The following is an 11332-nucleotide window of genomic DNA, read 5'->3' on the forward strand; positions in this document are numbered from 1 at the left end:
GCAGACTATGATGTGCGACTGCTTATGGCGGTTTCAATCAGTAGATTTTGATCGGGAAAGGAAAGGGTATGGGAGAGAAAAAACGGCGTCTGGCCGCTGGTGGCACTGGAGTGGCGGAAGCAACATCACCCACTCAAGCCGTAGATCAACTGGTTGAAACCGGTATGCGTCTGCATCGCGAAGGCCGTTTGCCGGAGGCGCTGGCGACGTATCAGCGCGCACTGGAGCGCAATCCGCAACAGGCCGATGCCATGCATTACCAGGGTTTGGCGCTGGTTGCCATTGGCCAGCCGCAGATTGGCGTGAACCTGATGCAACGCTCGCTTGCCATGGCACCCGATAATCCAGGCTTTCATTACAACCTGGGACTGCATCTGCGTCGGGTTGATCCTGCTGCTGCGCTCAAGCATATGGCTCGCGCCAACGCGCTGGTGCCGGACGATCTGGAATACACGCTTGAATATGCTCGCTTGTTGTCGCATCAGGGCGATGATCGCACCGCGCTGGATGTACTGGCTGCCGGCAAACCCCATCATCCGGAAAGCGGAGCATTGGCGGAACGCCTGGTACAACTGGCTTATGCGCAAGACAGTCTCGAACTGGCCCGCAGTACCGCGCAGGAAATTGCTGCCCAACATCCTCAGTTTGAAGCGCGCTTTCGCGTCGGTTTCGCCTTGCCGCGCAAAGATCAGCCAGAACACGAAACCATCATGACGGATTCGCAGTGGCAGAACGTCACCCTGCAAGGCGCGGCGCTGGCTGATTTTATTGCCGAGCGCGATTTGCACGTGATTGATGATTTTCTGACCGATGCAGCGGCCTGGCGTGAGCACGCGCTCAAGCAGGCGTTTCAGGCCAATCTGTATGAAGGTCAGAATTTTCCGGGCGTGCAAACGGATGGCCAGCCTTGTCAGGAAGTCATGGAGCGTATCGCCACCGTGCTGCAGCGTCCGGTGAAGTGGTCCTCGCCTGATAACGGCGCCTTCCGGGTGAGCGTGGCCAGTGCGCAAGCTCGCACGGACATCCATATCGACAACGAATCGCAGGGGCAGACGCACACTTATGCCGCTGTGCTGTATCTGAACCCGCCGGAGCAATGTCAGGGCGGCACTACGTTCTGGCAGCATCGCGCCACCGGTTGGGATCGGCGCCCGCCAGAGGCCGAGGTCAAAGCCGCCGGTTATGCGAGCTTTGCCGCTTTCCAGGATAGCTGGAGTACTGGTGAAACGGTGCGCGCGTTTGACGAGCTGCAAGCCGAACGCGAAACCTGGCTGGCGCAAGCCGAAATCCCCATGCGCAGTAACCGGCTGGTGATTTATCGCGGCAATTACTATCACTCCATCAGCAACGTGTTTGGCAGCACTTTGCAAGATGGCCGACTGGCACAGCTGTTCTTTTTTGAGACGGTGGCCGACGCCAGCTCCGTGGTTTAACGCTCGATGCCGAGTGCAGCCATTTTCTTGTAGAGGGTAGCGCGGCCCAGCCCGAGGCGCCGCGCTGCCAGCACTGCCCGCCCGCCGCAGGCTTGCAGCGCTTCTTCAATCAGCCGTTTTTCAAAGGTGGCCATCGCTTGTTGATGGCTGGGTGCGTTGTCGACATGGCCACGTAATGCGCCCGCATCGACCAAGGCCGCCAGATCATCCACCCGCAATTCGGCGCGGTCGGACAGCATGATGGCGCGTTCCAGCACATTGCGCAGTTCACGCACATTGCCGGGCCAGTGGTAGTGGCGCAAAAATTCAATGGCTGCCGGGGCGATATGCCGCACGCCGCAAGTCATGGCCAGATCATTCAGCAAGGCATGGCACAGAGCCGGCAGGTCTTCCTGGCGTGAGCGCAACGGCGGCACCTCAATGGCCAGTACGTTGAGCCGGTAAAACAGATCCGCGCGGAACTCACCGGTTTCCACTCGCTGCGCCAGCCGGGCCGACGTAGCAGCGATAATGCGCACATCGGCGCGGATTACCTTGTTGGCGCCTAGCGGCTCAAACTCTTTGTCCTGCAGCACGCGCAACAACTTGCTTTGCAGGCTCAGTGGCAAGTCACCCATCTCATCCATAAACAACGTGCCGCCATCGGCCAGCTGGAATTTGCCGATGCGCCCTTTGCGATCCAGCCCGGTATAGGCGCCCGGCGCCGCACCAAACAGTTCGGCTTCCAGCAATGTTTCCGGGATGGCGGCCATATTGATGCTGACCAGCGGTTTATGTGCACGCGGCGAGGCGGCGTGAATGGCGTGCGCCAGGACTTCTTTACCGGTGCCGGTTTCACCCAGCAGCAGCACGGGTGAATCCATTTGCGCCGCACGCTGGGCGCGCCGTTTGACTTCGGTGGCGGCTTCGCCATCGCCAATAAAGTTGTCGAAGGAATATTTGGCCTTGCGCGCTTGCGCCAAAGATTCGCGGGCGTTGGCCAGTTCTTCTTGCAGCCGGGTGAATTTGGCAACGATGGGCGAGAGCGACTGCAACTGGTCGAACAAGGCAAAACCAATGGCGCCCACGACCTGGCCGGTTTTGTCCTTGAGCGGCAAGCGCGTGACGACCAGCGATTCATTGCCCGCTGCGGGCATGATATCCAGCAGTTGCGGCTTGCCGTTGCGCACCACCTCCCGCATCTGGCTGTGCGCAATGACTTCTTCTACCGGCTTGCCAATGGCCCCGGCCGGATCATCAAAGCCAAAGCGGGCGGCATAGCGCGCGTTGATCCAGACAATGCGCGCATCGTGATCGACAATCACCGTGCCTTCGCAAAAGTCTTCCATGGTGTCGAACATGCTCTGGATTGCCCACTGGCGCACCGAGTCATAATCGGTCAACAGCACATTCAGGGGTAGATCGGGTGGACTCAGACTGGCAGGGGCGGCTGGGTTCATGGCAGTGGCTCAAGCACTTGAAGAGTGCGGCTAGCCTACTACGCCGCTGGCCGGGCGGGAATGCGGGTTCTGCCCCGGCATGCAAACAGCTAACGAACGGCTAATCAAACAGCCGATGCAGCGTACGCACCAGCCAGCGCTCGCGCTGGAACTCGCTCACCCGGCGCAACAGCCGGGCGTAGTCCAGCATCAAGCCAGGGGTCCAGGTCATGGTGTTGGCGCGAGTGCGCAACAACGACAGCAACCAGATATTGGGATCAGTAAACAGGATGAAAAAACGGTACCAGGGCCGTGTGTGGCCGACCACGCCTTCCAGTGCCACGTCCAGGGCCAGCGCAACGGTGGTGGAGCAATTACGGCTGGTGAGATTGTATTTGGTGTCTTTGCGATAGATTTCCCAAAACGCCCGTAATGCCGGTTCGTTGTAATTGCGAAACCAGATTTGCCGGTTGGGCTCGCACCAGGCGGCAACTTCCGTCTCGTACGATTCCAGAAAACGCCCGCGCGTGTCGTTTTCGACCCGAGAGTTCAGCATGTCGCGAAACTGCTGGGAAGAGGCATCCAGTTCATCCGCCGGATACAGGCTGATATACAGATCGGGCGGCAATTCCAGCGAAGAGTGGCCGGTGGATACTTTGCCGCTGGTATCCACAGCGGCGATGTAACGATCCACAATCGCCCGCCGCTGCGGATTGGGAATCGACCCCACCGGCGTCCAGATATGCACCATCAGGGGAAAAAAAGGCCGTTCGGCCCGGGTCGCAAAAATGGGGAGCTTTTCGTACCAGTACCAGTTGCGCTTGCGAAAATAAGGCATCGACAACACTGAGACATTGGGCGGCAAGCGGCGAAACTGAAACCCCAAATGGCACAGCATGTAGCCGGAGGAAATCATGACAATGCCAAAACATACCGAAAAGGTATGCAAATGGCTGATGGGCCAATGCGTCATGACCTGGGCGGCAATGATGACTTCAAGCAATCCGGTTAGCAAACTGCGACGCCAGTAACGAAAGCGGATGACATGCGCCGACGCCATACGCAGGGTGCCATCGATCAAAAAGCCGATACCAAAAACCAGCGTGCTGCCCAGGCTGTCATCAAACGGCGCCCGAATCAACAGGCAGCCCAACAGGATCAAGCCGCATTCACGCAGCAGTAAAACCCATTGGTGCCTGCGGCGCGCCAGGCTCAGATCGCTGAGCCCGACCACCCCTTCAATAATGCAAATGATGCCGAATACATCGCTGACAAACATCAGCAGCCAGCTCGCCATATTCAGCACGCTGGCGATGCCCACCATGATCAGGATGATCCCCATCATCGGCAGCTTATGCCATTCCCGGCGAAACGGCTCGGCACCAATCAAGAGAATAATGAGACGGATCATCGCGCTCCTCTTTGAGCATATATCCGTAGCACAGTATTGATTTATTCTTACGAAAGTTGCCAGTATTTCGGGACTTGCGGCAACACTTTCTGGAGAAGGTCAGGCAGGAAGAGCTGAAGATTGCAGCGCGATGACAAACCGGAATGATTTGCCAGAGGCACCGGCCAAGCCCCATGGGGCCAGGCCAGCTTTTAAAATAGCGGATAAAACGAGAGCTGCCAGCCCGAATCAGGGCAGCGCGCGTTTGAAGATGGTGACCTGCTGGGCGGTCAGGCTCAATTCGTCAGTTTGAAGCTGAATATCAGCTTTGTCTGTTGTAGTGTAAAGAAACTGCCAATGCTGGTTTGCAAGTGCCGGCGGCAGCTTGAAGCTGGCCGGGCGACGGCTGTAATTCAGCGCCACCAGTATTTGTTCGCCCGCCGCTTCACGGGTGAATACCAGTACCGGATCATCGTCATCCGACAGCAATTTGAGGTTGCCGGTTTGCAGCGCAGGATGGGCTTTGCGCAACGCAATCAGGGCGCGATAGGTTTCCAGCAATGAACCGGGTTGGCCTTGTTCGGCGGCGACGTTGGCTGTGGCATGGTTGGCGGCCAGCGCGCGGAACGGTTTGGCGGTGGAGAAACCGGCGTTGGCCGAGTCATCCCAACTCATTGGCCCACGCAAACGCTGATCATCCCATTGCACGGGTTCGCTGAAAGTCTGGCCGATCTCTTCGCCGTAATACAAAAACGGAATGCCCGGCAGCGTCAGCAAAGTGGCTGCGGCAATCTTGTTGCTGGCGATATCGCCACCCAATTGTTGCGCGATGCGTGCTCCGGCAAAGGTGTCATGGTTGGATAAAAACGTGCCCATGCGCGCAACGGGCTTTTGCTTGAGATAGCCGGTGAGCGTGTCCATGGTGCGGCCCATCTGCACGCTTTTGAGAATGGCCGTTTGCAGACCGAAAGCGAAGGCGCTGCCGGCGGAATCGCTGGCGGAAAACTCGGTAGGCGCACTGGGTACTTCTGCGACCATGTAGCGCTTGCCGTATTCGTTCAGCAAGTCATGAACACGCCGCATGATCTGGTGGTTTTCCGGTTGGTTTTCCCACAGATTGGGGCCGTTTTCCACCAGCGCGCCTACCGCATCAAAGCGGAAACCATCGACGCCGCGATTAAGCCAGAAGCGCAGGTTATCGAGATGGAACTCCAGCACCTGGGGGTTGCGGAAATTGAAATCGGGCATGGTGCTGGCAAACGCGCCGTAGTAATAACCGCCCGCTTTGCCCGCATACCAAGGGTCGCCGCCGTAGGTTTGCCAGCCTTTGGGTTTGTCGTTATGCCAGACATACCAGTTACGCCACGGCGAATTGCGCGCGCTGTTGGCGGCGGCGAACAGCGGGTGAGTATCGGCGCTGTGGTTCATGACGTAATCCAGAATCACGCCGATGCCGCGTTTGTGCGCTTCGGCCACCAGCCGGTCAAAATCAGCAAGTGTGCCGTAGTCCGGCTCGATATTCCGGTAGTCGGTAATGGCATAGCCGTGATCGTGATCGGCGCTGCGATACACCGGCAGCAGCCAGATGCCGGTGATGCCCAGTGCTTTCAGATAATCCAGCCGGCGAGTCACGCCATTCAGATCGCCAATACCGTCACCGTTGCTGTCCTGGTACGAGCGCACCAGAATTTCCATGAATACGCCGCGCTGCTGCCAGTCTTGCGGCAAGCCACTGTCGTGCGCTTGGGGCGCGACCGGGCTGATATCGGCCGGGGCGGTCAGCTCTGCTGCCTGCAAAGGCTGGCCCAGTAGCAGGGCGGTGAGACTGGCCAGGCTAAAAAGCGAACGGGGCAAATTCATGGTGATGGTTTCTCGTCTGGAGGCGCAGCGGCAATGCCTGCAAGCATATTTTCAAACCGGTTTGATATCCAGTAAGGCGTGAACCTTAAAGGGGCGCTTGCTCTGCGTAATGGCGGCGCAATCGCGCCAGTGTCGCCAGCTCAAGCTTGATCCTCGACCGGTTTGCACAAATCTGCCGCGCTGCCTTTCCGGGTTTCAGCTACATTCTTATGGCATATAAAAACCCTGGACCGCCACATGATTACCGTTCATCACCTGAATAACTCCCGCTCCCAACGTGTGTTGTGGCTGCTGGAAGAACTGGGCGTGGAGTATGAAATCAAGTATTACCAGCGTGACAAAGCCACCATGCTGGCCCCGCCTCAGTTGCGGGCGATTCATCCGTTGGGCAAGGCGCCAGTGATTACCGATGGCGATATCACGGTGGCCGAGTCCGGTGCCATTGTCGAATATCTGCTGGATCAGTATGGCGAAGGATATCTGCGCCCGGCTGCAGGCACCGCACCGCGCCGCCAGTTCACGTACTGGCTGCATTACGCCGAAGGTTCGGCTATGCCGTTGCTGGTGATGAGCCTGATATTTGGCAAGCTACCGCAACAGCCCATGCCGTTTTTTATCCGGCCGATCGTGCGCGGCATTGCCGATAAAGTACGCAAGGTGTTTCTGCGTCCCCAACTGAAAAACCACGCCGATTTCATGGAAGGGGAACTGGCCCGTTCTGGCTGGTTTGCGGGCGACGAATTTACCGCTGCCGATATCCAGATGAGTTTTGTGGTGGAGGCTGCGGCAGCGCGTGGTGTGACTGAAGATCGACCGCATCTGGCAGCTTTTTTGAAAAACATTCACGCCCGCCCGGCGTATCAGCGCGCGCTCACGCGTGGCGGCCCTTATGAATTGATGGGCTCCTGAAGCAGGGCGCAGGCAGGTGTCCAGCGACGGGGTGAGCATCATCTTTTCCACGGGCATCATGCTTGGCGGGCACAGAATGCGAGTGTCAGTTTCTAGTCATGCTCGGCTTGAATGAGTGTGACATTAGAGATAGTCTCTCGTTTTGCTTTTTTCCCCTGACTGGTCTTTTTCATGCAATCAAGCAAGTCTGCTGAAATCGCGGCATTGATCGCACAAAGTGAGCGCCTGACTTACTCTGATGCCGACGAAGCATTGCGCCTTGCCGAAGAAGCCGCCAGGCAAGTGCCCGGTAGTACCGACTTGATGCTGGCCGTGCGCGCGTTGCAGCGTTGCGCCACCATGCAGCTGATTTTTGGCCAGATGCATGAGGGTCAGCGCTCCTTGCTCAAAGCCCTGACCATAGCCGAGAAAGAAGACTTCGAGGCCGTGCGCGGCGAAATCATGCAGGACATGGCCGCCGTGTATTACACCATCGGTGAGTACGACGACGCCATTGACTACTGGGCGGATTGCCTTGATCCAGCCAATGCGCTGTTCACCGTCGAAACCCGCGTGCATTCGCATATCGGTCTGGGCCAGATCTACTTTGCTCACGAAAACTACGAGATGGCGCTGTCGCATCACCGCCGTGCCCAGCGCATGGCCGGGACTGCGCTGGCCGCCACTTTGCGTTGCCGGGTGCTGATCAACGTCGCCACCGATTGCCTGCGTTTGTCTTTGCTGGATGAGGCAGAAAAGGCGCTGATTGAAGGGCTGGTGCTGGCTGAGCAAACCGGCCAGAACGAATATCAGGAAGAAATCTCGGTGTATCAGTCCACCGTGGCGATGGATCGGGGTGACCTGGCTACGGCGGCCAATTGGCTGGACCGCGCCGAGAAAATAGAACATGTCTGTCTGTGGGGGCAGAATCTGCGCTTGCTGGCGCGCGGGCGCTTGCACATCATGAACAGCGAGTACGACGCTGCGCTCAATATCCTGCACCACGCGCTGGAACTGTCCGCTGAAATGGGCATCTCGCACAAAGCTTTTCAGGCGCATCACTTGCTGGCGCAGACCTACACGCATATGGGGCGTCCGGTGGACGCCGAGCAGCATCATCGCCGCTATCTGGAAGTATTTACCCGGATCGTCCGGCCTGGCACCTATAGCCGCCTGCAACAACTGGAAACCCGTTTCCAGAACCTGCTGACCGACTGATCCGGTCTGCTCACCCTGGCTGCACTTGCCTTTGTGCCAATGTAACTTCGATTGGTCACGTTTTTCGTCCACAATGGCGGGGCTCAGTTCCTGGGGAGTAACGCACGATGAAGTCCTTCACTTTTTACAATCCCACCCGCCTGCATTTTGGTAATGGCCAGATCGCCCGACTGGCCGACGAAATCGCCCCCGGCAGCCGTGTGTTGCTGGTTTATGGTGGCGGCAGCGTCAAAAAAAATGATGTGTACGCACAGATCATGGCGGCGCTGGCCGGGTCTGAAGTCACGGAATTTGGCGGCATTGAGCCTAATCCAGAGTTCGATACGCTGATGAAAGCGGTGGCTTTGGGGCGCGAGCAACGGCCAGACTGGATTATTGCTGCGGGTGGCGGCTCGGTATCAGATGGTGCCAAGTTCATTGCCGCTGCGATTGATCTGGACCCGGCACTGGATCCATGGTTGATCGTGGGTAATCGCATCAAGCTGGAATCCGCAGTGCCGCTGGGTGTGGTGCTGACGCTGCCTGCGACCGGCTCCGAAAGCAACCTTGCTTCGGTCATCACCCGTTCCAGTACGCATGACAAAATCTCTTTCAAGAATCCGCTGGTGTTCCCGCGCTTTGCAGTGCTTGACCCAGCGGTCATGGCCACCTTGCCGCCACGGCAGTTGGGTAACGGCGTGGTCGATGCCTTTGTGCACACCACCGAGCAATATCTGACATTCCCCGCGCAGGCACACATTCAGGATCGATTGGCAGAAGGCATTCTGGCCACGTTGGCAGAAGTCGGCCCCAATCTGCTGACCGCGCAAGACGACGAAGCGCGTGCCAACGTCATGTGGGCGGCCAATCAAGCCTTGTTTGGTCTGGTGGGGGTCGGGCAGCCGCAGGATTGGGCTACGCACGCCATCGGCCACGAACTGACCGCGCTATACGGGCTGGATCATGCGCAAACGCTGGCGGTGACCTTGCCTTCACTACTGCGTTATTGCATTGCCGAGAAAGAAGCCAAGCTGGTGCAATATGCCAACCGGGTATGGGGTATTCCCGGCAGCGGCCCGGGCGTTGCCGCCGCAGCGATTGAAGCCACGGCCGATTTCTTTGAGCGCATGGGTGTGCCAGTGCATCTGGGTGCTTATGGGATAGACCCGGACCAAGCCGCAACCCGCGTGCAAGAGCAACTCATCCGCCACGGTCGCGCAGATCTGGGCGAACACGGACGACTCTCTCCGGCCGATTGTGCGGCCATTGTGCGGGCGGCAGGTTAGCTGTTGCAGCTCCTGGTTGGCGTCAGGCGCGGATATCCTGATAAGCGGGGGTGGTGTCGAATTCATGCTTGGCAAAGGGGCATAGCGGGATAATCTTGCGGCCCTCTTTGCGCATCTTTTCCACCACCCGGGCGACCAGTTGCTTGCCCACGCCTTGACCCTTCAAGCTCTCGTCCACCCAGGTGTGGTCGATGATGCTCAGCTTGTCGCCGGTGGGTACAAACACGATTTCGGCCACCAGATTGTCCTCCGCATCGTTCAGATAGAACCGGTTTTCGCCTTCCAGAATGTTCATGCCATGCTTCCCGTGTGTGGAGTTGCGTGCTATTTGGCCCGCAATTACTTGGTGCGATATACCAGTGCGCCGCTGGGGCATTGATCGATTACCTGCATGACGGTGGCAACATCAGCGTTATCTGGCACGATCCAGGGCTTGCGCTCGAGCTTGAATATCCGGCTGTCGCCGCGAACGCATTTTCCGGCATGTTGACAGATCTTCTGGTTGAAATAGATGTCCACATCGTTTCCATGATAAAGCCGGTAACCCGCATCGATCAGTGCTTGTTCCATCGCCTGGTTCCTGTTCCGGAGGTAGTCGTCACGTGAGACGCCAACGCGGCAAAAAGCGCGGCGGCCAATATGACAACAGATATACGGGGACGTCTGCAGCTTCTGGCAGGTGGTTTGAACGCCTTGGCTGCCAGGGTGTCATCTATGATGAACATCTACAAACAGTAGTCCAGTCTGGCGCGGTTGGCATGCAAGACTGCTGCAACATGACAGTGCGAGGGTGTGCCTGTAGAAGCGCCCATTCCGGAGGATGTTGATTATGGCGACACAAGACATCGATGCCTTGCTTGATCGCGCACGGCGGCTGGTTTCGTCGCACAGTGGCGAGGCACTGGCACTGGCCGGACAAGCACGTGAGCTGGCCGTGGCCGAAGGCCTGCAAGGTTTGCAGGCCGCGGCGCTGGTGGTGGAAGCCCACGCCATGACCATGTTCGGCCAGCAGGCAGAGGCACTGGACGCTTTGCTGGTGGCGCTTGATCTGGGCGATCACCATGGCATGGGGCTGGCCCGTGGTGATGCGTTGCAGATGCTGGCCAGGGTCTATTACACCCGCGGCGAGTATGAACGCGCCAGCGACTGCTGGTGCGCCTGCGTCGAACTGGAAGACGCAGATATTGCGCCAACCGTGCGCATTCGTGCCCACGTCGGCCTTGGCCAGTTGCTGTATGCCCATGAGCAATACGACAGCGCGCTGGCGCACCACCGGCGGGCGCTGGTGCTGGCCGAAGAAAGCGACGATCCGCAACTGACTAGCAGTTGCCTCATCAATATCGCTGTTGATTTGATGCGATTGGGGCTGCTCAGTGACGCCATTGCTTCGCTCAAGCAGGCGCTACCGCTGGTGCGAGCCGACAAAAACTACGAGTACGAAGCAGAAATTTACAGCGTACTGGGCCAGATTGACATGGCGCGTGGCGATATCGAGCGCGCCCGCATGAGCCTGATGGTGGCCCTCAAGATCAATCGCCTGCACGTCAATTCCTGGGGCGAAGCCAGCAATTTGCTGTGGCTGGGGCAATGCAGCCTGGCCGAGGGTTTGCTGGAAACGGCGGACGACGAATTGCGTAGCGCGCTGGCGCTGGCGCAATCCATGGGCTCGCAGCATTTGCTGGCCAATGCACACCATGCGCTGGCCACGCTGTGCCGCTCCAACGGACAGACCGAAATCGCCGACAAGCATGAATTGAGCTACCGCGAATTACGGCGTCAATTACTGGAACATGCCCGCTCGCCGCGTCTGGCCACCATGGAATTACGCCTCTCGCCGGTGACCTGAAAACACCCTTGGCA

Annotated in this window: 10 protein-coding genes; 5 read left to right on the forward strand and 5 right to left on the reverse strand. The window is 58.3% G+C overall.

Features of this window, described 5'->3' with window-relative positions:
• The first annotated feature begins 68 nt into the window (after positions 1-68).
• The gene (locus N7220_RS13625) at positions 69-1433 is read left to right on the forward strand and encodes a DUF6445 family protein (RefSeq protein WP_283148072.1); all 1365 of its coding nucleotides are present in this window, start codon (positions 69-71) and stop codon (positions 1431-1433) included.
• On the opposite strand, the gene N7220_RS13630 is transcribed toward N7220_RS13625, so the two are convergent.
• The 3 genes from N7220_RS13630 to N7220_RS13640 form a co-directional block, all read right to left on the reverse strand.
• Positions 1430-2872 carry a sigma-54 interaction domain-containing protein gene (locus N7220_RS13630; protein WP_283148073.1) on the reverse strand — a complete coding sequence of 481 codons (1443 nt, stop codon included), beginning with the start codon at positions 2870-2872 and terminating at the stop codon, positions 1430-1432. The two genes, N7220_RS13625 and N7220_RS13630, sit on opposite strands and share 4 nt — an antisense overlap.
• Before the next feature lie 100 nt (positions 2873-2972).
• Positions 2973-4262 (reverse strand): HdeD family acid-resistance protein, encoded by a 1290-nt coding sequence (locus N7220_RS13635; RefSeq protein ID WP_283148074.1) that lies wholly within the window; start codon positions 4260-4262, stop codon positions 2973-2975.
• Between the two features lie 228 nt (positions 4263-4490).
• Positions 4491-6101, reverse strand: coding sequence for an alpha-amylase family glycosyl hydrolase (locus N7220_RS13640; protein WP_283148075.1), 1611 nt, complete (start codon positions 6099-6101; stop codon positions 4491-4493).
• Positions 6102-6338: 237 nt separating this feature from the next.
• Between N7220_RS13640 and N7220_RS13645 the strand changes: the two genes are divergently transcribed.
• The 3 genes from N7220_RS13645 (at position 6339) to N7220_RS13655 (ending at position 9472) form a co-directional block, all read left to right on the forward strand.
• Positions 6339-7010: a glutathione S-transferase gene (locus N7220_RS13645; protein WP_283148076.1), complete on the forward strand. Its 672-nt coding sequence runs from the start codon at positions 6339-6341 to the stop codon at positions 7008-7010.
• A gap of 171 nt (positions 7011-7181) precedes the next feature.
• Positions 7182-8207, forward strand: a complete 1026-nt coding sequence (locus tag N7220_RS13650; protein ID WP_283148077.1) for a tetratricopeptide repeat protein — start codon at positions 7182-7184, stop codon at positions 8205-8207.
• Between the two features lie 107 nt (positions 8208-8314).
• Positions 8315-9472 (forward strand): iron-containing alcohol dehydrogenase, encoded by a 1158-nt coding sequence (locus tag N7220_RS13655; RefSeq protein WP_283148078.1) that lies wholly within the window; start codon positions 8315-8317, stop codon positions 9470-9472.
• A gap of 22 nt (positions 9473-9494) precedes the next feature.
• On the opposite strand, the gene N7220_RS13660 is transcribed toward N7220_RS13655, so the two are convergent.
• Positions 9495-9767 carry a GNAT family N-acetyltransferase gene (locus N7220_RS13660; RefSeq protein WP_283148079.1) on the reverse strand — a complete coding sequence of 91 codons (273 nt, stop codon included), beginning with the start codon at positions 9765-9767 and terminating at the stop codon, positions 9495-9497.
• A 44-nt stretch (positions 9768-9811) separates the two neighbouring features.
• The gene (locus N7220_RS13665) at positions 9812-10042 is read right to left on the reverse strand and encodes a (4Fe-4S)-binding protein (protein ID WP_283148080.1); all 231 of its coding nucleotides are present in this window, start codon (positions 10040-10042) and stop codon (positions 9812-9814) included.
• Between the two features lie 259 nt (positions 10043-10301).
• Here N7220_RS13665 and N7220_RS13670 point away from each other — a divergent pair, with 259 nt between their 5' ends.
• The gene (locus N7220_RS13670) at positions 10302-11318 is read left to right on the forward strand and encodes a tetratricopeptide repeat protein (RefSeq protein ID WP_283148081.1); all 1017 of its coding nucleotides are present in this window, start codon (positions 10302-10304) and stop codon (positions 11316-11318) included.
• Positions 11319-11332 lie beyond the last annotated feature (14 nt).

Source organism: Silvimonas soli, from assembly GCF_030035605.1.
In the GTDB taxonomy this organism is placed as follows: domain Bacteria; phylum Pseudomonadota; class Gammaproteobacteria; order Burkholderiales; family Chitinibacteraceae; genus Silvimonas; species Silvimonas soli.